The sequence below is a fragment of the Bradyrhizobium sp. USDA 4501 genome (genome assembly GCF_054062115.1).
In genome coordinates, this window is sequence record NZ_JBSSEX010000001.1 from 5,238,776 (window position 1) to 5,264,846 (window position 26,071).

General features: G+C 66.2%; 18 protein-coding genes and 1 pseudogene. 11 read left to right on the forward strand and 8 right to left on the reverse strand.

Annotated elements, in window-relative coordinates:
• Window position 1: 1 nt before the first annotated feature.
• The 5 genes and pseudogenes from polA to ACVWZM_RS23890 all read right to left on the reverse strand — a co-directional run bounded on the left by polA (window position 2) and on the right by ACVWZM_RS23890 (window position 8,807).
• Entirely contained in the window at window positions 2–3,040 is a 3,039-nt protein-coding gene (gene polA / locus ACVWZM_RS23870) for a DNA polymerase I (RefSeq protein ID WP_456855117.1), read from the reverse strand.
• Window positions 3,041–3,296: 256 nt separating this feature from the next.
• Complete coding sequence (locus ACVWZM_RS23875; RefSeq protein WP_057019491.1) at window positions 3,297–4,034, reverse strand: response regulator; 738 nt, start codon at window positions 4,032–4,034, stop codon at window positions 3,297–3,299.
• Window positions 4,031–5,780, reverse strand: a pseudogene (locus tag ACVWZM_RS23880) (ATP-binding response regulator). The gene ACVWZM_RS23875 and the pseudogene ACVWZM_RS23880 overlap by 4 nt, the downstream one beginning before the upstream one ends.
• Window positions 5,750–7,747, reverse strand: coding sequence for a sensor histidine kinase (locus ACVWZM_RS23885; RefSeq protein ID WP_168859052.1), 1,998 nt, complete (start codon window positions 7,745–7,747; stop codon window positions 5,750–5,752). The pseudogene ACVWZM_RS23880 and the gene ACVWZM_RS23885 overlap by 31 nt, the downstream one beginning before the upstream one ends.
• 103 nt (window positions 7,748–7,850) lie before the next feature.
• The gene (locus tag ACVWZM_RS23890; RefSeq protein ID WP_076831094.1) at window positions 7,851–8,807 is read right to left on the reverse strand and encodes a TRAP transporter substrate-binding protein; all 957 of its coding nucleotides are present in this window, start codon (window positions 8,805–8,807) and stop codon (window positions 7,851–7,853) included.
• Between the two features lie 228 nt (window positions 8,808–9,035).
• On the opposite strand from ACVWZM_RS23890, the gene ugpB reads away from it, so the two are divergent.
• The 10 genes from ugpB (at window position 9,036) to ACVWZM_RS23940 (ending at window position 20,413) form a co-directional block, all read left to right on the forward strand.
• On the forward strand, window positions 9,036–10,355 hold the full coding sequence (gene ugpB, locus ACVWZM_RS23895) for a sn-glycerol-3-phosphate ABC transporter substrate-binding protein UgpB (protein ID WP_456856765.1): 1,320 nt from the start codon (window positions 9,036–9,038) through the stop codon (window positions 10,353–10,355).
• Window positions 10,356–10,716: 361 nt separating this feature from the next.
• Complete coding sequence (locus tag ACVWZM_RS23900; RefSeq protein ID WP_253588689.1) at window positions 10,717–11,685, forward strand: aminoglycoside phosphotransferase family protein; 969 nt, start codon at window positions 10,717–10,719, stop codon at window positions 11,683–11,685.
• A 247-nt stretch (window positions 11,686–11,932) separates the two neighbouring features.
• On the forward strand, window positions 11,933–13,555 hold the full coding sequence (locus tag ACVWZM_RS23905) for an ABC transporter substrate-binding protein (protein WP_456855119.1): 1,623 nt from the start codon (window positions 11,933–11,935) through the stop codon (window positions 13,553–13,555).
• A 7-nt stretch (window positions 13,556–13,562) separates the two neighbouring features.
• A complete protein-coding gene (locus ACVWZM_RS23910; protein ID WP_253588691.1) occupies window positions 13,563–14,576 on the forward strand; it encodes an ABC transporter permease in 1,014 nt (337 codons plus the stop codon).
• A gap of 3 nt (window positions 14,577–14,579) precedes the next feature.
• The gene (locus ACVWZM_RS23915) at window positions 14,580–15,479 is read left to right on the forward strand and encodes an ABC transporter permease (protein ID WP_456855121.1); all 900 of its coding nucleotides are present in this window, start codon (window positions 14,580–14,582) and stop codon (window positions 15,477–15,479) included.
• A gap of 300 nt (window positions 15,480–15,779) precedes the next feature.
• Window positions 15,780–17,606, forward strand: coding sequence for a dipeptide ABC transporter ATP-binding protein (locus ACVWZM_RS23920; protein ID WP_456855123.1), 1,827 nt, complete (start codon window positions 15,780–15,782; stop codon window positions 17,604–17,606).
• Window positions 17,607–17,701: 95 nt separating this feature from the next.
• Window positions 17,702–17,881 (forward strand): DUF4089 domain-containing protein, encoded by a 180-nt coding sequence (locus tag ACVWZM_RS23925; protein ID WP_018269566.1) that lies wholly within the window; start codon window positions 17,702–17,704, stop codon window positions 17,879–17,881.
• A 7-nt stretch (window positions 17,882–17,888) separates the two neighbouring features.
• On the forward strand, window positions 17,889–19,286 hold the full coding sequence (locus ACVWZM_RS23930) for an AtzE family amidohydrolase (protein ID WP_456855125.1): 1,398 nt from the start codon (window positions 17,889–17,891) through the stop codon (window positions 19,284–19,286).
• Between the two features lies 1 nt (window position 19,287).
• Entirely contained in the window at window positions 19,288–19,680 is a 393-nt protein-coding gene (gene hpxZ / locus ACVWZM_RS23935) for an oxalurate catabolism protein HpxZ (RefSeq protein WP_168859043.1), read from the forward strand.
• Window positions 19,681–19,693: 13 nt separating this feature from the next.
• Window positions 19,694–20,413 carry a GntR family transcriptional regulator gene (locus ACVWZM_RS23940; protein WP_057019483.1) on the forward strand — a complete coding sequence of 240 codons (720 nt, stop codon included), beginning with the start codon at window positions 19,694–19,696 and terminating at the stop codon, window positions 20,411–20,413.
• Window positions 20,414–20,469: 56 nt separating this feature from the next.
• Here the strand turns inward: ACVWZM_RS23940 and atzF are convergent, their stop codons facing one another.
• Window positions 20,470–22,299, reverse strand: a complete 1,830-nt coding sequence (gene atzF / locus ACVWZM_RS23945) for an allophanate hydrolase (RefSeq protein ID WP_456855126.1) — start codon at window positions 22,297–22,299, stop codon at window positions 20,470–20,472.
• A gap of 194 nt (window positions 22,300–22,493) precedes the next feature.
• On the reverse strand, window positions 22,494–23,024 hold the full coding sequence (locus ACVWZM_RS23950; protein WP_456855127.1) for a MarR family winged helix-turn-helix transcriptional regulator: 531 nt from the start codon (window positions 23,022–23,024) through the stop codon (window positions 22,494–22,496).
• A gap of 155 nt (window positions 23,025–23,179) precedes the next feature.
• Between ACVWZM_RS23950 and ACVWZM_RS23955 the strand changes: the two genes are divergently transcribed.
• Window positions 23,180–25,045 carry a feruloyl-CoA synthase gene (locus ACVWZM_RS23955; RefSeq protein WP_456855128.1) on the forward strand — a complete coding sequence of 622 codons (1,866 nt, stop codon included), beginning with the start codon at window positions 23,180–23,182 and terminating at the stop codon, window positions 25,043–25,045.
• Between the two features lie 437 nt (window positions 25,046–25,482).
• Here ACVWZM_RS23955 and ACVWZM_RS23960 read toward each other — a convergent pair whose 3' ends face one another.
• Window positions 25,483–26,007 (reverse strand): MarR family winged helix-turn-helix transcriptional regulator, encoded by a 525-nt coding sequence (locus tag ACVWZM_RS23960; RefSeq protein WP_082653966.1) that lies wholly within the window; start codon window positions 26,005–26,007, stop codon window positions 25,483–25,485.
• Window positions 26,008–26,071 lie beyond the last annotated feature (64 nt).

Here is a 26,071-nt window from a genome sequence, read left to right on the forward strand (position 1 = left end):
TCTAATGCGCCTCGTCCCAATTGTTCGCGGCGCGGGCGTCGACCTGCAGCGGCAGCGACAGGATCACCGCCGGGAAAGGCGCGTCCTGCATCACCTTCTGCACCACCGGCAGCGTCGCCGCGACCTCGTCGTCGGGCACCTCGAAGATCAGTTCGTCATGCACCTGCAAAAGCATCTGCGCCGAGAGCTTTTTCTCGGTGAGCGCGTCCTCGACGCGGATCATGGCGCGGCGGATGATGTCAGCCGCGGTGCCCTGCAGCCGCGCATTGATGGCGGCGCGTTCGTTGAAGGCGCGCACCGAGGCGTTGGACGCCTTGATGTCGGGGTAGTAGCACTTGCGCCCGAACAACGTCGTCACATAGCCGTTGCGGCGGCAGAAGTCCTTGGTCTCGTCCATATAGGCGCGGATGCCCGGGAAGCGCTCGAAGTATTTCTTGATGTAGGCCGAGGCCTCCTCGCGGGCGATGCCGAGCTGGTTGGCGAGGCCGAACGCCGAGATGCCGTAGATGATGCCGAAGTTGATCGCCTTGGCGCGGCGGCGCACCTCGCTCGGCATGTCCTTGATCGGCACGCCGAACATTTCGGATGCGGTCATGGCGTGAATGTCGAGCCCGTCGCGGAAGGCCTGGCGCAGCACCGGCACGTCGGCGATCTCGGCGAGCAGCCGCAACTCGATCTGGGAATAGTCGGCCGACACCAGCTTGTGGCCCGGCGTCGCGATGAACGCGCGGCGGATCTTGCGGCCGTCCTCGGTACGAACAGGGATGTTCTGCAGGTTCGGCTCGTTCGACGACAGCCGGCCCGTGGTGGTCGCGGCCAGCGCGTAGGTGGTGTGGACGCGATGGGTCTGCGGATTGACATAGGTCGGCAGCGCGTCGGTGTAAGTCGATTTCAGCTTCGAGACCTGGCGCCACTCCAGGATCTTCTTCGGGAATTCGTGGCCTTGCTCGGCGAGCTCGTCGAGCACCTGCGCGGTGGTCGACCACGCGCCGGTCTTGGTCTTGCTGCCGCCGGGCAATCCCATCTTGCCGAAGATGATGTCGCCGATTTGCTTCGGGCTGCCGACATTGACCGGCTCGCCGGCGATCTCCTGGATCTCGGCCTCGACGCGCGCAGCGGTCTGGGCGAAATCGCCCGACAGCCGCGACAGCACCTGGCGATCGATCGAGATGCCGCGCCGTTCCATCCGCGCCAGCACCGAGACCAGCGGCCGCTCCAGCGTCTCATACACCGTCGTCATCCGCTCGGCGACGAGACGCGGCTTGAGCACCCGCCACAGCCGCAGAATCACATCGGCACTTTCGGCCGCATATTCGCTGGCCTTGTCGATCGTGACCTGATCGAAGGTCAGCTTGCCCTTGCCGCTGCCGACGAGGCCGCCGTAATTGACGACGGCGTGGCCGAACCAGCGCTCGGCGAGCGCCTCCAGCGCATGCGAGCCGCGGCCGGCATCGAGCGCGTAGCTCATGAGCTGCGCATCGTCGATGTTGCGCAGGGTGATTCCGTGCTGCGCCAGCATCACCGAGGTGAACTTGACGTCAAAGCCGACCTTCTGGATTCCAACGGACTCCAGCAGCGGCCTCAGCGCCGCCAGCGCCTCGGCGGTCTTGATCTGGCCGGGTGCGAGGCCGGCATCGAACAGGCCCGCGCCACCGCCGGCCTGCCGGTGGCTGAGTGGGACGTAACACGCATCGTTTGGCGCCAGCGCCAGTGCAAGGCCGGCGAGCTCGCCCTGCATCGGGTCGATCGATTCCGACATCGCCTCGATCGCGACATAGCCGGTGTCGGGCACGCGGGCGATGAAGGCGTTGAGCTGATCGAGACTGCCGATCGCCTGATACGCCTTGCGGTCGAAGCCGGTCTTGCGGATCGCCTCGCCGCGGGCCTCGGCCAGCGTTGCCGGCGTGCCCTTGAGGTTCGAATTCTTGTCGTCGCGCGCGCCGGTTGGCTTGGCTTTCGGCAGCGGCGCCGCGGCCGATGCCGGAGCGTCTCCGGGCACCGGCGTCACATCCGACGGCGGCAGTGGCGAGAACACGCTCGCGCCGCTCTTGTTGCCGGGATCGGCATCGACATTGGCCGGGTCGATTTGCGCGTAGTCGGCGACGCGGCGGGTGAGGGTGGTGAACTCCATCGCCTTGAGGAAGGCGATCAGCCGGCGCGAGTCGGGCTCGTTCACGGCGAGGTCGTCGAGCGGCACTTCGAGCTCGACCTTGTCGTCGAGCAGCACCAGCTGGCGCGAGATGCGCGCCTTCTCGGCGTTCTCGAGCAGCGCCTCGCGCCGCTTCGGCTGCTTGATCTCGCCGGCGCGGAACAGCAGCTGATCGAGATCGCCATATTCGATGATCAGCTGCGCGGCGGTCTTGATGCCGATGCCGGGCACGCCGGGCACGTTGTCGGTGGAGTCGCCGGCCAGCGCCTGCACCTCGACCACCTTCTCCGGCGGCACGCCGAACTTCTCGATCACCTCGTCGCGGCCGATGCGGCGATCCTTCATCGTGTCGTACATCACGACCTTGTCGTTGACGAGCTGCATCAGATCCTTGTCCGATGACACGATCGTCGTGGTCGCGCCGCGCTCGCTGGCGAGCCGCGCATAGGTCGCGATCAGATCGTCGGCCTCGAAGCCGACCTGCTCGAGGCAGGGCAGTTCGAAGGCGCGCACCGCCTCGCGGATCAGCGCGAATTGCGGGATCAGATCGTCGGGCGCCGGCGGCCGGTGCGCCTTGTAGTCGGGATAGAGCTTGTTGCGGAACGTGATCTCCGACTTGTCGAACACGATCGCCAGATGCGTCGGCCGGTTGTCCTCGGGCATGTCGCGGAGCAGCTTCCACAGCATGTTGCAGAAGCCGAGCACGGCGTTGACCTGCAGCCCGTCGGATTTGCGGTTCAGCGGCGGCAGCGCGTGGTAGGCGCGGAAGATGTAGGACGAGCCGTCGACCAGGAAGACATGGTCGCCCTTCGCCGTGGCCTTGGCGGCAACGGGCTTGGGGTCGGTCTTCGATGCGGGCTTGGCGGGGGCTTTGGAGGCTGTTTTCGGCATGGCCGAAACTTAGGGATTTTTGCGCGGATTGACAGCCTTTGCTGTGTGGATTCTGGGTGTGTCGCACAGCCAAATCGATAAATTCGAGGATGATGCAGGGCGTAGTCCCGACATCCTGAGGTGCGAGCGCAGCGAGCCTCGAAGGATCGACGGCCACCAGCCGGGGCCGTGCATCCTTCGAGACGCCGCTGCGCGGCTCCTCCAGCGACAAAGGCGAAGCCTTTGCGCGGGGATGACGGGGACGGCACCGGAATGACTACGCCTTGTCGCCGGTCGGCGAGAACAGATAGCCGCCGCCGCGGATGGTGCGGATCACGGACGGCTTGGTCGGGTCGAATTCGATCTTGCGGCGGATGCGCATGATGCGCAGGTCGACGGCGCGGTCGAAGGCCTCCGCGTCGCGCGCATTGGCGAGTTCCAGCAGCCGCTCGCGCGACAGCACCCGCTTCGGGTTGGCCGCGAACACCTTCAGGAGGCCGAATTCGGAGGCCGTCAGCGGATGTTCGTTGCCCTCGTCGTCGCGCAGCGCCTGGGCCTCGAGATCGAGCCATTTGGTGCCGAACCGCACCAGCTGCTCCTTTTCGGCCTTCGCGTTCGCCGGTTCCGGCGCCGTCGCTTTCGCCGGCCCGCTCCGCCGCAGCACCGAGCGGATGCGTGCCATCAGCTCGCGCAATTCGCAGGGCTTTGCCACGTAGTCGTCGGCGCCGAGCTCCAGCCCGACCACCCGGTCGATCGGGCTGGCAGTAGCTGTCAGCATGATGACGGGGACGTTGATCTTGCTCTTGAGGTCGCGAATGATCGACAGCCCGTCTTCCTCGGGCATGTTGAGGTCCAGCACCACGAGATCGGGCGTGCAGCCCTCGATCTCCTTGCGCAGGCTCTTGCCGCCGTCGCACAGCGTCACGCCGAAGCCGTGCATCTTGAGGTAATCGCCGACCATTTCGCGGGCCGGCGCCTCATCGTCCACGATGAAGATATGCGGGTTCTGGCTCATGATGTCTCTGTCGCCGGCAGTGTAACCGTAAAGGTCGACCCCTGTCCGGGGCCCGGGCTCTGCGCGGTCACATGGCCGCCATGCATGTCGATGATGCGCTTGACGATGGAAAGGCCGAGCCCGGTCGAGCTTTCGCCCGCGGTCGGCTTGGCCGACAGCCGCTGGAACCGGCCGAACAGCCGGCCGAGATCCTCGGGGCTGAGGCCGGGGCCCTGGTCGGCGATCCGGATCACGGTGTCGTCGCCCTCATGGCTGACCGTGACCGTGATCTTGCCGCCGATCGGCGAGTACTTGATGGCGTTGCTGACGAGGTTGTCGATCGCCTCGCGGATCCGGTCGGCGTCGCACATCGTGACGAATTGCTGCGGCCCCGAGACCGAGATGCTCTGCTGCTTGTTGACCGCCGAGGGCAGATTGGCCTCGGTGACCTCGTTGACGAGGGCCGCGACGTCGACCGGCTCGCGGCGGATGGTGATGTCGAAGGCGTCGGCCATCGCGTCCGAGATCAGATGGTCGACCATCGAGGTCAGCCGCTTGGTCGCGTCCCTTATGTGCTCGACCTGCGATGTGACGTTTTCCTTCGGCGAGCCGGCGCCGATCAGTTCGGTCAGCATCTCGGTGCGTCCGAGGATCACGCCGAGCGGGTTCTTCAGATCGTGAGCGACGGGTGCCGAGGATTTCGTTCTTGAAGCCGTTGGCGCGCTGCAGCCGCAGCCATTGCGCCGAGAGCCGCCGGTTGGCCTGCATCAGCGCGCGGGTGCGTTGCGCGACGCGGTCCTCGAGCTGGGTGTTGGCCTCGTGCAGCTGCTGGTAGAGGATCACATTGTCGAACGCGATCGACAGCCGGCTCGAGAATATCTCGACCAGCGCACGGTCGGTGTCGGAGAGCTGGCGCTCGGCCTGCAGCAGCACCACGACCTCGCGGCCGCTGCCGGTGCGCGAATAGAGCACGCTGCGGTGGTCGGCGAACTCGTTCTTGCGGCGCTGGAATGCTTCCTCCACCATGTGCCGCAGGTCCGGATCGAGCGCCTTCGACGAGGTGGTGCCGATGAAGCGGCTGTAGCAGCCCGAGCAGGCCAGCACCGAGAAATCGGCCGCCGCCGAATTGCCGTCGTCGCGCAGCACCAGAATGCCGGCGCAGTCGACGTTGAGCAGCGAGGCGAGCTGGGTCAGCACGCCCTCGGCCAGCCGCTGCATCGATTTGAAATCGTACAGCGTCGAGGCCGCGTCGATGATGATCTCGAGCCCGCGCCGCGTCTGCACCATGCGCTCGAGCTGCTGGTAGCTGCGCAGCGCGGCGGTCAGCGACGTGAACAGCTTGTCGGCGGTGAGCTCGGTCTTCGCCTTGTAGTCGTTGATGTCGTATTGCACGATGACGCGCCGCTCCGGCGCCTGGCCGGGCTGGCCGGTGCGCAGGATGATGCGCACGGTCTCGTTCTTGATCTCGTTGCGGATGAACTCGACGAGCTCGAGGCCGGCGACGTCGGTCTCCATGATGACGTCGAGCAGCACGGCCGCGATGTCGGGGTTGTCCCGCATCAGCGTGCGGCCTTCGGCCGCAGAGTAGGCCGAGAGGATCTCCAGCGTCGAACCGTTCAGGTTGTAATCGCTCAGCGCGAAACGGGTGCCTTCATGGACGGCGTGATCGTCGTCGATGACGGCGATCTTCCATTTGCGGGCCGACGAGTCCTCCGGGGGGCTCTCGGTATCGTCGATCAGTTGGAGGACATCGTCCTGTTCGGCCATTGACTGGTTCCGTCGGCTGCTGCGTCAGCGATCGTGGGCTCGCCCTTGGCAGCCCCCTTGGCGATCCTGGGCATGATAATGCGAAAAGTGGTGCCTTGTCCTACCCTTGACTCCAGCATCATGCGTCCACCGAGCTGCTGGGTGACGAGGTTATAGACGATGTGGAGGCCAAGGCCCGTACCACCTTCGTTGCGGCGCGTCGTAAAGAACGGGTCGAACGCCTGCCGCTGCACGTCCGGCGTCATGCCCGCCCCGTCGTCTGCGAAGATGATCTCCACATCGTCAGCGCCGCGCCCGCGCGCCGAGATGGTGATGGTGCCGGAGCGGCCATCGGCGAAGGCATGATTGACGGCGTTGAGGAAAAGATTGGTTAAGATCTGCCCATAGGCGCCGGGATAGCCGTCGATCAAGAGCCCCTCGGGCACATCGACCGAGAGCGCGATCGCGGCCTTCTTGAGCACCGGCCGCAGGCTCGCCACGATCTGGTCGGTGGATTCGCTCAAGGCGAACTGGCGGCGTTCGGCATGCGAGCGGTCGACGGCGACCTGCTTGAACGACTGGATCAGCTCGCCGGCGCGCGTCAGGTTCGAGACCAGTTGCTGCGATGCGTCACGCGAGGCGCGGACGAACTCGTCGAGCCTGGAGCGGCGCAGCGGCTCGGTCTTCAAATCGTTCTCGAACATCTCGCTGCGGCGGGCAAAGCTCGAGGCGACCGTCAGGCTGATGCCGATCGGGTTGTTGACCTCGTGGGCGACGCCGGCAACGAGGCCGCCGAGCGCGGCGAGGCGTTCGGCATCGATCAGGTTCTGCTGCGCGGTGTTGAGCTCGAGCAGCGCGCTTTCGGCCTCCTCCTTGGCGGTGCGCAGCTCGTCCTCGGTCTTGCGCTTGGCGATCGCGTTTTCACGGAACACTTCGACCGCACGCGCCATGGCGCCGACCTCGTCCTTGGCCGACGTGCCCTGCACCGGCCGGTCGAGGTCCCCCGAGGTGATGGTGCGCATCGCGGCCATGATCTGCGCCAGCGGCAGCCGGATCGACAGCGCGATCATGACGCCGGCCGACATGATGACGCCGAGGAAGATCACGGCAATCGACAGCACCCGGCGCGAGATCGAGGTCAGCGTCTTGTCGAACGTCTCCTGCGCCTTCTGCTCGCGCTGGCGCATCTTCACCGAGAGATCGTCGATCGCGCCGATCGCATCCGCCTGGCTGGCGTCGATCGAGTTGCGCAGCAGATCGGTGCGGTTGGTGAGCTGCTCGCTGAGCTTGCCGAGCCCGTCGCGCAGCTCGGCGGTCTTGACCTTGAGCCGCGCCAGCGCCATCCGCTGCAGATCGTTCTCGGCCAGATCGGTCATGACGGGAATCGTCCGCTCGATCGTATCGATGTTGCGGCGGGCTTCCTCGGCCGACGAGGAGGCAAGCGAGAGGTAGTAGGCGTTGGCGGCGACCAGCAGCGAGGTGAACGCCTCGCGCGACTTGCCGAGCGCGGGCCAGATCAGTGCATCGCGATGGCCGGTCGCGCCCTCGATGATCGAATAGAGCCCGGCCATGTCCTTGGTCGGCGACAGCACCTGCTCGTCATAGGTCTTGGCGATCCTGGTCTGCACGGTGCGCAGTTCGCCGAAGCCGTCGAGGAAACGGCTGGTGACGCGCTCCAGCTGCTCGACCGAGCCTGACAGCATCGGGTCGGTCGAGGCCCGGTTGGTCAGCGTGCCGAGCACGGCCTCGCGGAGCAGCAGGATTTCAGCGAACAGGTCCGGGCTCGGCTGATTGATGTAGCGATGGATCAGGTTCTGCAGACGGCTGGTCTCGCTTTCGAGCTTGGCCAGGATCTTGTCGGATTCCCGCACCTGGCGGACATCCTCCCAGGCCGAGCCGAGCACCTTCGAGCCGTTCCAGATCAGCACCGCCAGCACGATCACGACCGCGGAGTTGAGCAGGGCGATCGAAAGGATGCGCCAGCGGATCGGGACCGCACGCAGCAACTGGACGATGCGGAAACGGCCCTGCGGCCCGAAGGCCGCCCGCCGTCGCTTCGTCCCGTCCTGTTCTGGTGCGTCCAAGATCCGGTTACTCCATGTTGCGGATGCGTTCGATCAGCGCTGATATCGCAGGATCGCGCTCGGCCCTGGCGTAGATGCCGGCCATCGCGGCTTCGAACGGCTTGCGGTCGATGTCGGTCACGATCTTGACGCCGGCCAGCTCCGCCTGCTGGCGCGAGCGCTCCTCGAGGTCGCGCCATCTCTCGCGCATGTAGGCGCTGGAGCGTTGCGCGGCCTCGCGGAAGATCGCCTGCTCCTCCGCCGAGAGGCTGGCCCAGGCCTTTTGCGACATCAGCAGCACGTCCGGACTGAAAGTGTGCCGGGTCAGCGTGTAGTAGCCGGCATATTTGTAGTGGCCGGTGGTGACGAAGGACGCCCAGTTGTTCTCGGCGCCGTCGATCAGCCCGGTGGCGAATCCGGTCAGCACCTGGCCGTAGGGCATCTGGACCGGCTGGGCGCCGAGCGCGCGCACCATGTCCGACATCCGTTCGGATTGCTGCACGCGCACCCGCAGTCCCTTGAGGTCGTCGAGCGAACGCACCGGGCGCACGCTGTTATAGATCGAGCGGGCGCCGGAATCGTAGAAGGCCAGCCCGACGAAGCCGTGATCCCCGAGACTGTTCAGGATCTCGCTGCCGATCGGTCCATCCAGCACGGTTTGCAGGTGTTCGGGCGATCGAAACAGGAACGGCATTGCCAGCACGTTGACCGACGGCACCATTGTCCCGATCAGCGCGACATTGGTCCGGTTCAAATCGATGGCGCCGGCCCGCGTCTGCTCCAGCGTCTCCTTCTCCTCACCCAGCTGGCGGGAATGGAAGACCACGATGCGGTGCCGGCCGGCGGTGCGTTCGGCGATCAGACGGTCCATGTAATTCAACGCCTGGACGGTCGGATAGTCCTCATTCTGGGTATCGGCGGTCCGGAATTCGCGCGCAAAAACGCTCGCCGGGACCGCTGCCCATGACAGCGCGACGGCAAGCATCGTTATCCGCGAAAGGCCGGCGCGGCGGTACACAGGCTACTATTCCCCTTGTGAATTGTGTCCAGGGCGGGAAGAAAAGGTTCAACGCATTTTTAGCAGAATGGCGCTGGTTCGCCATCGGCCAAACGTTAAATCCGCGGTGCAACCTGCGGTGTAGGTTGAATCTGCGGTTGTGGCGCCTTATGAGGGCGTGGTGGCATCCGGGAACGGCTCGTCGTGAAGTTCGCTTTGAAGCTCGCCTTGAAGCTTTTGTACCTCGTCGTCGCGGCTCTTCTGCTTGTGTCGCCGGCGCGGGCGGCCACCGAGATCATGTGGTGGCACGCGATGTCGGGCGAGCTCGGCAAGCAGCTCGAGAAGCTTGCCGCCGATTTCAACGCCTCGCAATCCGACTACCGGATCGTGCCCGCCTACAAGGGCAACTATACCGAGACCGTCACCGCGGCGATCTTCGCCTTCCGATCGCGCAGCCAGCCGGCGATCGTTCAGGTCAACGAGATCGCGACCGCAACCATGATGGCGGCCCGCGGCGCGATCTATCCGGTGTTCGAGCTGATGCGCGATCAGTCCGAGGCATTCGCGCCGTCGGCCTATCTGCCCGCGGTGGCCGGCTACTATGCCGATGTCGACGGCAACATGCTGTCGTTCCCCTTCAATGCCTCGACGCCGATCCTCTACTACAACAAGGATATGTTCCGGTCCGCCGGGCTCGATCCGAGTGTGCCGCCCAGGACCTGGCCGGAGCTCGGCGTCGTGGCCAAGCGGCTGCGCGCGGCGGGCGCGATGTGCGGCGTGACCACGTCGTGGCCGTCCTGGATCAATGTCGAGAACTTCTCCGCCTTCCAGAATCTGCCGATCGCGACCAAGGCCAACGGGTTTTCCGGGCTGGACGCCCAGCTGATCTTCAACAATCCGCTGGTGGTGCGCCACATCGCGCAGCTCGCGCAGTGGCAGGCCGACAAGACCTTCGACTATAGCGGCCGCGGGCAGGCGGCCGAGCCGCGCTTCCAGAAAGGGGAGTGCGGCATCTTCATCGGCTCGTCGGGCACGCGCGCCGACATCAAGGCCAATTCCAAATTCGAGGTCGGCTACGGCATGATGCCGTACGAAGCCGACGTGCAGGGCGCGCCGCAGAACTCGATCATCGGCGGCGCGACGCTGTGGGTGCTGCGCGACCGGCCGCGCGCCGAATATGCCGGCGTGGCGAAGTTCTTCGCCTATCTGTCGCGGCCGGAGGTGCAGGCCACCTGGCACCAGAACACGGGCTACCTGCCGATCACCCGCGCCGCATTCGATCTGACCCGCGCGCAGGGTTTCTACGATCGCAATCCCGGCGCCTCGATCTCGATCGAGGAGGTGACGCTGAAGCCGCCGACCGACCATTCGAAGGGCATCCGCCTCGGCTCGTTCGTCCTGATCCGCGACGTGATCGAGGAGGAGCTCGAGCAGGTGTTTGCCGGCAAGCGATCGGCGCAGGCCGCGATGGACAACGCCGTCGAGCGCGGCAACCGCCTCTTGCGCCAGTTCGAGCGCGCCAATCCGGATAGGTGATGAGGTTATGCGTTGCCTTAACCTCCCCTTGAAGAGGGGAGGTCGCTTTGCTCGCCAGAGCAAAGCGGGCGGGGATCTTCTCTCACCACTTGCAGCGTCGCTTGCAGCTGACCCCCATCCCGACCTTCCCCCTTTCAGGGGGAAGGAGAAGACGGCTGTGTAGCCCGGATGAAGCGAAGCGAAATCCGGGGCCGGTCTTTCAGGCGGCACAGAATCCCGGATTACGCTTCGCTTCATCCGGGCTACGAAATAGCTTCCCGTCATTGCGAGGAGCGAAGCGACGAAGCAATCCATTCGCTGTACAAGCGGTGCCATGGATTGCTTCATCCGGCGGCGCTTCGCGCCGACCGGGTGGCTCGCAATGACGGTCCGAGAGATGATCGCTTCCCTTCCACTCCTCACCAACTACGACAGCTACCGCGCCTGGCGCAGCGACACGTCGCGCTGGTTGCCGGTCGCGCGCGATATTGCTGATGGCCACGGGCTGTCGTGCGTCGCGCCGCATGTGTTCTCGACCGGCACCAATCTGGTTGTCGGGCTGGACGATAACCTGATCCTCAAACTCTTCCCGCCGTTTCTGCGCCCGCAATTCGTGTCCGAGCGCGGCGCGCTTGCCGGGTTGCGCGGACGGCTCGGCATTCCGATTCCCGACCTTGTCGCGGAGGGCGAACGCGACGGCTGGCCGTATCTCGTCATCACTCGCCTGTCCGGCACCGTCGGCTCGGAGGTCTGGCCATCGCTGTCGGAAGCCGAGCGCGAGCGCGTGCTCGCCGAGATCGGGGCCGTGATTGCCGAGGTGCAGCGCGTGCCGCCCGGCAGCCTGCGCGCTATCGAGCCGCGCTGGGAGGCCTTCATGCGCGGGCAGATCGCGCAGTGCCGGGCGCGCCATGAGCGGCTCGGCCTGCCCAAAAAATTCCTCACCTCGCTCGACGATCTCCTGCGTGACGCCGCTGAGTTGATCCCAATGAACGCGCCGCCGGTGATCCTGACCGGCGAATACATCCCGGAGAACTTTCTGCTCGGACGCCGGGCCGACGGCTGGCACGTCGCCGGCCTGTTCGACTTCGGCGACGTCCGGGCCGGATGGGGCGAGTACGACCTGCTCGGTCCCAGCGCCTTCATGGCCGCCGGGCATTCGCGCCGGGTGCGCAGCCTGTTCGACGGCTTCGGCATCTCGCGCACTGATGTGACGTTCACGCTGAAGCGGCGGCTGATGGCGCTCTTGATGCTGCACTCTGCCAGCGATCCGCTCCGGCACATCTGCATCGACGGCTGGCCGGATCGGGTCGACGACTTCGTGCAATTGCAGGAGCTGATTTGGCCGGATTAGCGCGCTTCAGCGCGCGGCCTCTATTGCCGGCCACAAAGCAAGCAGAAGCCGCTTCATGCTCATTTGTTGAGCATATAGCCTGGCTTTGTATGCAATTGGCGATCTGAGATTTTGCCCGACCGGGATACCGGCCGACGTTTTACCTCGCTCCGGCAAGGCATTAGCAGGACATAAGATTTCGTTAAGGGTTGGCACAATCCTTGCGATCTGAGTTCCAAGGCCGTTTCCCAAGGCGTTGGAGCATCACATGAAGCGTCGCGATTTCCTCAAATCGGTGTCCGGGCTGGCCGCGGGGGCGCTGGCGCCGACCGCGCCCGCGATCTGGTCGCCGGCCAAGGCCGACGCGCGCTCCGAGACGCTGCTCATCGTCTCCGAAGGCGGACCCAACAATCTCGATATCCACGGCGTCGGCACCAACGTGCCGGGCTACGAGGTGTCGTGGAATTGCTACGACCGCCTGATCAGCCACGAGATGAAGAGCGGTCCGGGCGGCGTGCCCTATTACGACCGCGACAAGTTCAAGCCTGAGCTCGCCGAGGACATCAACATCGGCGACATGTCGGTCACCTTCAAGCTGCGCAACAACGCCAAATTCCATGACGGCACGCCTGTCACGGCGAAGGACGTCAAATGGTCGCTCGACCGTGCCGTCTCTGTCGGCGGCTTCCCGACCTTCCAGATGAGCGCGGGCTCGCTGACCAAGCCCGAGCAGTTCGTGGTCGTCGATGATTATACGGTGCGCGTCGACTTCCTCAGGAAGGACAAGCTGACGATCCCCGACCTCGCTGTCATCGTGCCCTGCGTCGTCAATTCCGAGCTCGTGAAGAAGAACGCCAGCGAGAAGGATCCGTGGGGCCTCGAATTCACCAAGCAGCAGACCGCGGGCTCCGGCGCCTACAAGGTGACCAAGTGGACCGCCGGCACCGAAGTCGTCATGGAGCGCAACGACGAGTGGGTCTGCGGTCCGCTGCCGAAGATCAAGCACGTGATCTGGCGCATGGTGCCGCAGGCCGGCAACCGCCGAGCGCTGCTCGAGCGCGGCGATGCCGACATCTCCTATGAGCTGCCGTTCAAGGACTTCCAGGAGATGAAGGCGAGCGGCAAGCTCAACGTGGTCTCGCTGCCGTTCTCCAACGGCATCCAGTATATCGGCATGAACGTGACCAAGCCGCCGTTCGACAATCCCAAGGTACGGCAGGCGATGGCCTACGCGATGCCGTACCAGAAGATCATGGATGCGGTGCTGTTCGGTCTCGCCAACCCGATGTTCGGCGCGGCCAAGGACAGGCCGACCGAGGTCGCCTGGCCGCAGCCGACCAAATATTACACCGACATGGAGAAGGCCAAGGCGCTGCTCACTGAAGCCGGCTACGCCAACGGATTCGAGACCACGATCTCGTTCGACCTGAATTTCGCCGGGGTCAACGAGCCGCTCTGCGTGCTGGTGCAGGAGAGCCTGGCGCAGCTCGGCATCAAGACCACGATCAACAAGGTGCCCGGCGCCAATTGGCGCACCGAGCTCACCAAGAAGGAAATGCCGCTGTTCACCAACGTGTTCTCGGGCTGGCTCGATTACCCCGAGTACTTCTTCTACTGGTGCTATCACGGCAACAATTCGATCTTCAACACGATGAGCTACAAGTCATCAGAGATGGACAAGCTCATCGACGGCGCGCGCATCGCCGCCGCGAATGGCGACACCGCGGCCTACGACGCCGACGTCAAGGGCTTCGTCGATCTCGCCTTCGCCGAAATCCCGCGCATCCCGCTCTATCAGCCCTTCGTCAACGTCGCGATGCAGAAGAACATCTCGGGCTACCAATACTGGTTCCACCGCCGCCTCGATTATCGCGCGATGGCGAAGGGGTGAGGCGCTCATGCTTGCGATGATCGGCAAGCGGCTGCTGTTCGCGATCCCGTCGCTGATCGGGGTCGTGATCGTGACGTTCCTTTTGACGCGTGCGCTGCCGGGCGATCCCGCGGCGTATTTTGCTGGCCCCGCGGCCACCAAGGAGGCGGTCGACCAGATCCGGAAGAAGCTCGGCTTCGACAAGCCGCTGATCGAGCAGTTCGTCCGCTACACCAACGATCTCGCCCATGGCGATCTCGGCACGTCGCTCACCACCGGCCAGCCGGTGGCGGCCGAGCTGCGCAACCGTCTGCCGGCGTCGGCCGAGCTCACTCTGCTCGGCCTTGTCGTCTCCATCGTGATCGCGATCCCGCTCGGCGTGCTGGCGGCGACGCGGCCGGGCTCCTGGATCGACCATCTTTGCCGCGTCACCACCACGGCCGGCGTGTCGCTGCCGGTGTTCTTCACCGGGCTCGTGCTGGTCTATTTGTTCTATTTCCGGCTCGGCTGGTCGCCGGCGCCGCTCGGCCGGCTCGACGTGTTCGCTAGCGCGCCGCCGACGGTCACGGGCTTCTATCTCATCGACACGCTGATCGCGCGGGACTTCGAGGCGTTTCGTTCTGCGCTCAGCCAATTGATCCTGCCGGCGGTGACGCTCGCGATCTTCTCGCTGGCGCCGATCGCGCGGATGACGCGCGCCTCGATGCTGGCGGTGCTGGCGTCCGACTTCGTCCGCACCGCGCGCGCCAGCGGCTTGTCGCCCGGCAAGGTGATCGTCACTTACGCCTTCCGCAACGCGATGCTGCCGGTCATCACCACGCTCAGCATGGTGTTCTCGTTCCTGTTGGGCGCCAATGTGCTGGTGGAAAAGGTGTTCGCCTGGCCCGGCATCGGCTCCTACGCGGTCGAGGCGCTGATCGCCTCCGACTTCGCGCCGGTGCAGGGCTTCGTGCTGACCATGGCGGTCATGTACGTGCTGCTCAATCTGATGATCGACATCCTCTATGGCGTGATCGATCCCCGCGTCAGGCTGGAGGGCTAGAGCATGAGCACCGTAGCTCCAACGGTCGAACCCGCAGGGCCCGCCCGCACGTCGGGGCTTGCCGCGGCTTTTGAGCAGACCCGCTACGTCTTGAGCGAAAACAAGGTCACCGGCTTCGCCTTCGCGCTGCTGATCCTGATCCTGTTTGCCGCGCTGTTCGGGCCCTATGTCGTGCCGTACGACCCGCTCGCCTCCGACACCGCGGCAGCATTGAAGCCGCCGTCCGCCGCGCACTGGTTCGGCACCGACCAACTCGGTCGCGACATCTTCAGCCGCGTCATTGTGGCCACGCGGCTCGACACCTTCATCGCGGTCGCCTCCGTCGTGCTGGTGTTCCTGATGGGCGGGCTGGCCGGCATCGCCGCCGGCTATTTCGGCGGCTGGACCGACCGCATCGTCGGCCGCATCGCCGACACCATCATGGCGTTTCCGCTGTTCGTGCTGGCGATGGGCATCGTCGCGGCGCTCGGCAACACCGTGCAGAACATCATCATCGCGACCGCGATCGTGAACTTCCCGCTCTATGCCCGCGTCGCACGCGCAGAAGCAAACGTCCGCCGCAATGCCGGCTTCGTGCAGGCGGCGCGGCTGTCCGGTAACGGCGAGTACCGCATTCTGCTCGGGCACATCCTGCCCAACATCATGCCGATCATGATCGTGCAGATGTCGCTGACCATGGGCTATGCGATCCTCAACGCCGCGGGCCTGTCCTTCATCGGGCTCGGCGTCCGGCCGCCGACCGCGGAGTGGGGCATCATGGTCGCCGAGGGCGCGGGCTTCATGGTGTCGGGCGAGTGGTGGATCGCGCTGTTCCCGGGCCTAGCGCTGATGATCGCGGTGTTCTGCTTCAACCTGCTCGGCGACGGCCTGCGCGACATCGTCGATCCGCAGCGGAGGACGTGATGATGTGGACCTGGCTAACGCATGCGCGCTTTCTTCGCCTCTCCCCGCGTGCGGGGAGAGGCCGGGCCGCGTTAGCGGACCGGGTGAGGGGGGCTCTCCGCGCACTCCTCAGCCAGTTGTACGTGCCGATAGATGCCCCTCACCCCAACCCTCTCCCCGCAAGAGCGGGACGAGGGGGCGCGCTGGACAGGCGGAGAACATGATGCCTGTCCCGGTCCGGTGCCGTGCTACCGCTCCGCTCCTTTGCATGGGGTTGTTTTGCGGATTTTTGGATGACGCACCCTGTGGGGGGAGGTGCGCATGACCGCCCAGCCGCTGCTCGACGTCAAAGACCTCACGGTCGAGTTCACCACCCGCCGCGGCATCGTCAAGGCGGTGCAGCACGTCAACATATCCGTCGGCAAGGGCGAGACCGTCGGCATCGTCGGCGAGTCCGGCTCCGGCAAGTCGGTAACGTCCTATGCCGTGATGCGCATCCTCGACCGCGCCGGCCGGATCGCCGAGGGCTCGGTGATGTTCTCCGGTATCGACGTCAAGTCGGCCTCGGAGAGCCAGATGCGCGATCTGCGCGGCCGCGAGGTCTCGATGATCTTCCAGAACCCGCGCGCCGCGCTCAATCCGATCCGCAAGGTCGGCCACCAGATCGAGGACGTGCTGCGCCAGCATGTGCAGCAGGCGCAGGTGACCGATCGCGGCGAGACGGCGATCGAGGCGCTGGAGCAGGTCAAGATCGCGCGCGCACGCGAGCGCTACCACGCCTATCCGTTCGAGCTGTCCGGCGGCATGTGCCAGCGCGTCGTCATCGCGCTCGCGCTGGCCTGCAATCCGCAGCTTCTGATCGCCGACGAGCCGACCACCGGGCTCGACGTCACCACCCAGAAGGCGGTGATGGACCTGGTCGTCGAGCTGACACGGCGCCGGGCGATGTCGACGATCCTGATCACGCATGACCTCGGCCTCGCCGCCGCCTATTGCGACCGCGTCGTGGTGATGGAGAAGGGCCGTGTGGTCGAGACCGCCAAGTCGGCGGACATCTTCGCCGCGCCCCGGCATGCCTACACCAGGAAGCTGATGCGCGCGACGCCGCGGCTCGGGGTGTCGCTCCGGGATCTGTTGCCGGAGGAGGATTCGCTTGCCTCTCCCCGCGTGCGGGGAGAGGCCGACACGCTCGGCAGCGCACTCGCGCGCCAGAGCGTGGCGGGTGAGGGGGACCCTCCACGGGCCGTGCCTGCGGATGCGGCCCCTCACCCCAACCCTCTCGCCGTAAAGAACGGGGAGAGGGGGCGGATGGAGCCTCTCCTATCAGTCGAAAAGCTCGTCAAGGAATACCCGCGCCAGGGCGCGGGCGGGATGCTGGCAAAGTTGTTCGGGCGCAAGCCGCCGGTCGAGGAAGAGACCTTCCGTGCGGTCGACGGTATCAGCTTCTCGATCGATCATGGCGAGAGCGTCGGGCTGGTCGGCGAATCCGGCTGCGGCAAGTCGACGACGTCGATGATGGTGATGCGGCTGCTGGACCAGACCTCCGGCCGCATCATGTTCGATGGCCAGGACATCGGCGGCATCGCGCCGCAGTCGTTCGCGCGGCTGCCTCGGCGCAGCCAGATCCAGATGGTGTTCCAGGATCCGACCGACAGCCTCAATCCGCGCTTCACCGCGGCGCGCGCCATCGCGGATCCGATCATGCAGCTCGGCGACATCAGGGGGCGCGACGCGCTCCGCGCCCGCTGTGAGGAGCTCGCGCGGCTGGTCGGCCTGCCGGTCAATCTGTTGGACCGCTTCCCGCACCAGCTCTCCGGCGGCCAGAAGGCCCGCGTCGGCATCGCACGCGCCATCGCGCTGCACCCGAAGCTCGTCATCCTCGACGAGCCGACCGCGGCACTTGATGTCTCGGTGCAGGCGGTGGTGCTCAATTTGCTGCAGGACCTCAAGCAGTCGATGGGCATGAGCTATTTGTTCGTGTCGCACGACCTCAATGTCGTGCGCCTGCTGTGCGATCGCGTCATCGTGATGCGCGCCGGTCGCATCGTGGAGCAGGGCACATCCGAACACGTCTTGGGCAATCCGCAGGATGCCTATACAAGGGAGCTGCTGACGGCGATCCCGCATCCGCCGCTGCCGGTGTCTTGACGCATGATCCGGAAAAGTGGGGGCCGGTTTTCCTCGCGACAAACGCGGAACGCGTTTGCGCGGAGATCATGCGCAAAATCGTTATTGGGAGCGAAATGACCGATCATCTCGACGACTATATGAACGCCGTCGCCCGCGCGATGGCGTTGCCGCTGGAGGACGCCTGGCGTCCGGCGGTGCGCGCCAATCTCGACGTCTCGCTGCGACTGGCGCGGCTGGTCGATGACTTCCCGCTGCCGGACGACGTCGTGTCGGCCGCCGTCTATTCGACCTGAGACCCCGATGTCCGAAACTCCCGTTCCCATGTCGGCCGCCGAGATCGCGCAGGCCGTATCGAGCCGCAAGATCACGGCTCTTGCCGCGACCGAGGCTGCGCTGGCGCGGATCGCCGCGCATGACAAGGTCCTCAATGCCTTCACCGACGTCACCGCCGATCGCGCGCGCGCCAGGGCCAGCGCGGTCGATGCCGCGATCGCCGCCGGTCAACCGGTCGGCCCGCTCGCCGGCGTGCCGTTCGCGGTCAAGAACCTGTTCGATGTGCAGGGCCTTCCGACCCGCGCCGGCTCGAAGATCAACCGCGACCTGCCGCCGTCGCCGCGCGATGCGACGCTGATCGAGCGGATGGAAGCGGCCGGTGCGGTGCTGGTCGGCGCGCTCAACATGGGCGAATACGCCTACGACTTCACCGGCGAGAATGTGCATGACGGCCCGTCGCGCAATCCGCATGATCCGGCGCGGATGACCGGCGGCTCCTCCGGCGGCTCGGGCAGCGCCGTCGGCGGCGCGCTGGTGCCGATCGCGCTCGGCTCCGATACCAACGGCTCGATCCGCGTGCCGTCGTCATTCTGCGGCACGTTCGGTTTGAAGCCGACCTACGGCCGGCTGTCGCGCGCGCGGTCCTATCCGTTCGTCGCCAGCCTCGATCATCTCGGCCCGCTGGCGCGCAGCGTGAAGGACCTCGCGCTCGCCTACGACGCCATGCAGGGGCCTGATGCCGATGATCCGGCCTGCATTGTGCAGTCGGTCGAGCCGACCGTGCCGTTGCTTGCCAACGATATTGGCGGGTTGCGGGTTGCGATCGCCGGCGGCTATTTCCAGCAAAATCTGTTTCCGGAGGCGGCAGAGGCGGTCGCGCGTGTCGCGAAGGCGCTCGGTGCCGCGCGGATCGTGGAGCTTCCCGAAGCTGCGCGCGCTCGCGCCGCGGCCTACATCATCACCACGACCGAGGGTGCCGCGCTGCATCTCGATCGCCTGCGCAAGCGTCCCAACGATTTCGATCCGGCGGTGCGCGACCGTCTCATTGCGGGCGCGATGGTCCCGGCGGTCTATGTCGACAAGGCGCAGAAATTCCGCCGCTGGTATCGCGCGAAGGTGCTGGAGCTGTTCCAGTCGGTCGACGTGATCCTGGCGCCGGCGACGCCGTGCACCGCGCCGAAGATCGGTCAGGCCAGTTTCACGCTCGACGGCGTCGAGCTTCCGGTGCGCGCCAATATCGGCATCCACACCCAGCCGATCTCCTTCATCGGTCTGCCGGTGGTCGCCGTGCCGGTGCCGCTTGAGCCGCTGCCGATCGGCGTGCAGATCATCGCGGCGCCCTGGCGCGAGGACGTCGCGCTGCGGGTCGCCTATGCGCTGGAACAGATGGGCGTTGCGGCCGCGCCGGCGCCGAGAGGACTCTGATATGGAAATCGATATTCCCGACGTCGTCGCCGAGGTCACCGCGCAGTTCCAGCGATATGAGAGAGCGCTGGTCTCGAACGATGTTGCGGTGCTCGACGAGCTGTTCCGCGACGACCGCCGCACGCTGCGTTACGGCATTGGCGAGAACCTCTATGGCTATGCCGAGATCATGGCGTTTCGCGCCGGGCGCTCGCCGGTCGGGCTGATGCGCAAGATCGAGCGGACCGTGATCACGACCTATGGCCGCGACACCGCGATCGCCTCGACGCTGTTCTACCGGGACAGCGCGCCGGGTAGAGTGGGGCGGCAGATGCAGACGTGGATTCGCTTCCCCGAGGGCTGGAGAATCGTCGCCGCCCATGTCAGCGTCATCGACGAACCCAAAGGTGCTTGAAGGGCGCTTGAGGATGAGCCTGGAAGATCTGCCGCAGGGCGCAGAATCCGAGATGACGGTGCGCCGCATCGATCGGCCGTCGTCGCTGGTCGACAAGGTTACCCGTGCCGAAGAGCTGCGGCTGCAACTCGCCGACGAGATCGTGCGTGGCACGCTGCCGCCGGGGGCCGGGCTCGATGAAACCGACCTTGCGCGGCGCTTCAACGTCTCGCGCACCCCGGTGCGCGAAGCGCTGCGGCAGCTTGCCGCCAGCGGCCTGATCGATGCCCGAGCGCATCGCGGCGCCGTGGTGGCGCGGCCCTCGCTTGAACGGCTCACCGGCATGTTCGAGGCGATGGCCGAGCTGGAGGCGATCTGTGCCGGCCTCGCCGCCGAGCGGATGACGGCGGCGGAGCGCCACGCGCTGGAAGCGATCCACGAGGAGTTGCGGGTGCTGAGCTACACCGGCAATCCCGAGCGCTTCCATGAGGTCAATGAGCGCTTCCACAACGCGATCTATGCCGGGTCGCAGAACGCCTACATCGCCGAGATCACCTTGGCGACGCGGGTGCGCGTGCAGCCGTTCCGCCGCGCCCAGTTCCGCAACCTCGGCCGTCTGGCAAAATCCCACGCCGAGCACGACCGCGTCGTCGTCGCCATCATGCGCGGCGACAAGACAGGCGCCGCCGCGGCGATGCGCGCCCATATCGAGCAGGTGCGCGGGGAGTACGAGACCTACGCGGTGTCGGTGTAGCTTCTCCTTAGCTCTCCCCCGAGAGAGCGGGGCGAGGGAGTGCGCCGCCGGAGCGGCTAGGCTTTCGCCCTCTCCGCCATAAATGCGCGCCAGCCGCCATAGGCGGAAATGTCCTTCGCGCCCTGGATCGCGGCGGGCTCGACGATGAAGCCCTTGGCCTGCCGTCCGTCGGCGAGCCTGATCGTGCCGATCGACAGCGGCGGCGGGATCGCGGCGACAAATTTTCCGAATGCTGCCGGTGACATCGCCCACAGTTCGAGCTTGATCGCTGCGCCGGCACCGGCCTCGATGCGCAGCATGCCGGGCTTCGGCGGCGTGGTGTCGAGCGCGTAGAGCCTGTAGTCCGGTGCGGTGACCGCCTCTTCCAGCAGGCGCGCATCGAGCGTCGTCAGCTCGTGGTTCAGCGCCATGCCGGAGAGATGCGCACCGACCACCGCGATGGTGATGTCGTCGGAGCCGGCCTGCGTCGGCGCGACGGTGAGCGGCGGCTGCGGAAGTGAATTGGCGCCGAGTGTAAGTCCGGTGTCGGCGTGAAACACGCGGCCGATGCCGGCAAGCTCGGCGTCGCGGCCGGCGCGCGCGAGCAGCGTGATGCCGAACGGCGCGCCGTCGGGCCGCATCGCTGCCGGCAGCGCCAGGCCGCACATATCGAGCAGGTTGACGAAATTGGTGTAGGTGCCGAGCCGCGAGTTCAGCTCGATCGGATTGGCGAGCACGTCAGCGGTAGAATACACGGTCGGGGCGGTCGGCAGCACGATCGCATCGAGTTGCGCAAGGCTGCGCTCGGCGATGCGGCGCAGCGCCTCGAGGCGGTACAGCGCCGAGAAGGTGTCCGCAGCGGTGGGGCGCGATCCGCCGACGGTGATCTCGCGCGTCACCGGATGGACCGCCTCGGGCGACGACGCGAGCAGGTCGCGGATCACGAGATACCGTTCCGCCACCCACGGGCCCTCATAGAGCAGCCGCGCGGTCTCGTAGAACGGCGCGAGGTCGAACTCGACGAGGTTGGCGCCAAGCGCCTGCCAGCGCTTGCACGCCTCGCCATAGGCCTCCTCGGCCTCGCGATCGCCGAAGAATTTCAACTGGCCGGTTTGGGGAATGCCGAGCTTCAGCTTGGCCGGAAAGCTCGCCAGCGGGGCCAGCGCCCGGTCGCGCGAATACGGATCGGACTGATCGGGCCCGGACATGACGGCGAGCGCGGCCAGCGCGTCGTCGGCGGTGAGCGAGAAGATCGAGACGCAGTCGAGCGTCCGGCACGCCGGCACGACTCCGGTGGTCGAGATCAGCCCAAGGCTCGGCTTGAGCCCGACGATGTTGTTGAGCATCGCCGGCACGCGGCCGCTGCCCGCGGTGTCGGTGCCGAGCGACAGCGGCACCAGGCCCGCGGAGACCGCGACCGCGGAGCCCGAGCTCGACCCGCCCGGCACGAGATCGCCGCGCACCGGGTTCCTGGGAATGCCGTAGGGCGAGCGCACGCCGACCAGGCCGGTGGCGAACTGGTCGAGATTGGTCTTGCCGATGATGATGGCGCCGGCCGCGCGCAGTTTGGCGACCGCGGTGGAATCCCGCGCGGGCAGATAGGAGAACGCCGGGCAGGCGGCGGTGGTCGGCAGGCCCGCGACATCGATATTGTCCTTCACCGCGACCGGCACGCCATAGAGCGGCAACGTCGGATCGGCGAGCCGCCCGGCCTCGGCAAGCGCATCCTTCTCGTCGCGCAGGCTGATGAAGATGGCGGGGTCGTTGTGCTCGCGGATGCGCTGGTAGCTGCGCGCCACGGTTTGGGCCGGCGTCATGGTCCCGGCGCGGTGCGCGGCGACGATCGCGGCGACAGTTTCAGTCACGTGCTTGGCCTCATCTCGTGAGCGGGAGGCGTCGGACGCCATCCGCAAGGGAATTGCAGCCTGATCGAAGCAAGCAATGTGCCATTGTGTACAATTCGCCCGCGTCCGCCGCGAGACGGATTATTGCACAATATCAGTTGCTTGAAATGCTCGTCGGGAACGGAGGCAGGCCGCTATGAGAGAGCATCTGCCCAATTTAAAGGCAAATCCGGTCAAGCCGAAATCTCGTCGCGAGGTCAGGTGAAGCAGGCGAGGATCTGCAGCAGCTGTTTGCGATTTTCCTTGCCGATCTTCTCGGCGACATGCCGCTCATGCTCGGCGGCAAGCCGCTTGAACTGCGCCAGCGCGGTCTTGCCGCGCGCGGTCAGATGCAGCGCGTGGGAGCGGCGGTCGGTCGCGGAGGGGACGCGGCTGACGAAGTCGCGGTCTTCCAGGCTGTCGAGCAGATGCACCAGCCGCGCGCGCTCGATCCCGAGCCGCTTTGCCACCGCCATCTGGCTGAGGCCCGGATTAGCCCCGATCACGGTCATCACCGAGTACTGGGTTGGGCGGATATCGACCGTCGCCAGCGTCTTGATGAAGTCCTGAAAGATCCAGAGCTGGAAGCGCCGCACCGCATAGCCGGCGTGACCGACCAGCGCGTCGAGGCCGATGTCGTCGCCGGCCTCGCCGCCGGGCGCCCCGCCATTTGCTCTGTGCGACCGGGGGCGGCGGATTGCTGCTACCGTTCCTGCCGCCTTGCGCGATGTCTTTTGCTGGCTCGCCATGAGCTCAGGCTAGCGCGCCCAAGGCGAGAGGGAAAGATTGTTGTTGACGACAACAATTGATGTCCGCAACATTATCACCAAAGAGCCCGGCCAGGACCGCGGCGCCGCACCATGTTGCGGCGCGATCCCGCAAAGACACGGGCGAGGAGGAAACCATGACGATGGCCGCCGCCAGCGGAGACAATCCGAGCAGCCTGTTCGCGACGCCCGCGATCGTTGCGGATCGCCGCGACGACGGCAGCATCCTGGTTCGCTCCACCACGCCGCTGAAGCAAGGCGCCCGCTGCGTCGGCGACTGGCTGGAGCATTGGGCGCGGCAGGCGCCGGATCGCATCTTTCTCGGCGAGCGCGCCAATGCCGATGCGCGCTGGAGCACCGTCAGATATCGCGACGCGCTCGGCATCGTGCGGCGGGCCGCATCGTGGGTGCTGGCGCAAGGGCTGAGCACGGAACGTCCACTCGTCATCCTCTCCGACAACGGCATCGATCACGCGTTGTTCGCGCTCGCCGCGCAGCATGTCGGCGTGCCCTCGGCCGCGATCTCGCCGGCCTATTCCTTGATGTCGAAAGACTTCGACAAGCTGAAGAGCATGATCGAGCTGCTCGACCCCGGCGCGATCTACGTCGCAAGCACAAGGCCGTTCGCGGCGGCGCTTGCCGCAATCAAGTCGCTGCATCGCGCAACCATCGTCAGCGGCAATCCGGACGACGCCGACGCATTGTCGTTCCGTACCGTCGCTGCCACGCCGGAAGCGCCCGGGGTCGCCAAGGCGTTCGCGGCGGTGACGGCGGACACGATCGCAAAATTCCTGTTCACCTCGGGCTCGACGGGCACGCCGAAGGCCGTGATCAACACCCAGCGCATGCTGACCTCGAGCCAGCAAGCCAAGGCGCAGACCTGGACGTTCCTGGAGCAAGCGGGCGAGGAACTGGTGATCCTGGACTGGCTGCCGTGGAGCCACACGTTCGGCGCCAACCACAACTTCAACCTGGTGCTGCGCAACGGCGGCACGCTCTATATCGACGGCGGCAAGCCGGCGCCCGGGCTGTTCGCGACCTCGCTGGCCAACCTGCGCAGCGTGGTGCCGACGGTCTATTTCAACGTGCCGCGCGGCTTCGACATGCTGATCGCGGCGCTGCGCACCGACGACGAACTGCGCAGAAAATTCTTCGAGGGCACCAAATTCGCCTTCTATGCCGGCGCGGCGCTGCCGCAGAATCTGTGGGACGCGCTGGAGGACTTGTCGCTGCGGACGGTCGGCCGCCGGCTGCCGATGGTGTCGGCCTGGGGTTCGACCGAGACCTCGCCGCTGGCGACCGATTGCCACTTCCTGGCCAAACGCTCCGGCAATATCGGCGTGCCGATCCCCGGCACCGAGCTCAAGCTGGTGCCGTCGGGCGACAAGCTCGAGGTGCGCGTGCGCGGGCCCAACGTCACGCCGGGCTACTGGAAGGCGCCCGAGCTCACCGCTGAGGCCTTCGATGCCGAGGGCTTCTACAGGATCGGCGACGCCGTCACCTTCGCCGATGCCGCACGGCCCGATCTCGGCCTGTTCTTCGACGGCCGCGTGGCGGAGGATTTCAAGCTCAATTCCGGCACCTGGGTCAGCGTCGGCACCTTGCGCGTCGCCGGCATCGCGGCGCTGGCGCCGCTCGCGCAGGACATCGTCGTCACCGGCCATGGCCGCGACGAGGTGCGCTTCCTGGTGTTTCCGAACCTCGCCGCCTGCCGCGCGCTGGCAGGGCTGCCCGAGGGCGCCGATCCGCGGGAGGTGATCGGCCATCCGGCGGTTCGTGCTGCGGTTGGGCGGGGGCTGGCGACGCTGAAGGCGCAAGGCGGCCATTCCTCCGGCCATGCCACGCGCGCGCTGCTGCTGGCCGAGCCTGCCTCGGTCGACGGCGGGGAGATCACCGACAAGGGCTACATCAACCAGCGCGCCGTGCTGACGCGCCGCGCCGCAGCAGTGGCGGTATTGGAGGACGACGGGTCGGGTGAGGCGATCGCCTGCGCGGGCGTGTGAGGCGATTTGTGCATCTGACGCGCCAGCAGCGCGCCGCGTACACTGCCGTCGTCCCTGCGGAAGCAGGCACCCATACTCCGCGGCCGAAATTGTGAACAAAGTTCGTCGTTCCGCCGACATGCGATAATCAGCATTTGTGGTTATGGGTCACGGCTCGGAGGCCGGGACGACACCGCGTTTGTGGCACGGATCATCCAAGTTTCAGCTGTCCAACCCGCCAGGTCCCCGCTGCTTCCACTTGCCGCGCTGCACGCGGCTGCGTTTTTAGTTGCCATAGCAACTAAGCTGTGCGAGTTTCCGCACCCATAGGGACAGGGCCGGTCAACGGCCACGCGTTTGGGAGGAGAATGTTGCGCAGCACGGCGCGAACGGCACGCATGGAAGATCGGGCGAATACTGTGGGGGCGCAGCGCGGCGACCATGGCACGGCTGCGCCGTCAGGTCGTGCCTTGCCCGGTGACGGCGCCGAGATTCTCGTGCAGCCGGCGCAGCAGCTCGATCAGCACCTCGCGCTCGTCCTTCTTCAGGCACGCCAGCAGCCGCCGCTCGCGCTCCAGCGCCGCGACGATGACCTTGTCATGGACGGCGCGGCCGCGCGCGGTCAGCGTGATCGAATGGGTGCGGCCGTCGTCCGGAGCGGTGCGGATGGTCAGCAGGCCGCGCTTCTGCAATGCCGCGAGGTTGCGGCTGACCGGCCCCTTGTCGAAGCCGATCACTTGGCAGATCCGGGAAGCGGGAATCCCCGGCTCGATCGCCAGTTGCGAGATGATCCGCCACTCGGTGACGTTGACGCCGAAATTCTTCTGGTAAAACGCGGTGGCGCTGTTCGACAGCTTGTTGCCGATGAAGGTGATGAACGCCGGCACATAGCGATCAAGGTCCAGCAGCGGGCCGTCACTGGCGTCTGCGGGATCGGCCGGTCTCGGCCGGCGGGGCTTTCGGGGGAGGGGCTGGCTGCTCATCTCTCAAATCATCGCTGCGAAACTGTCCGGGAGCAATAGATATGCGGCCCGTGTTGACAAGATC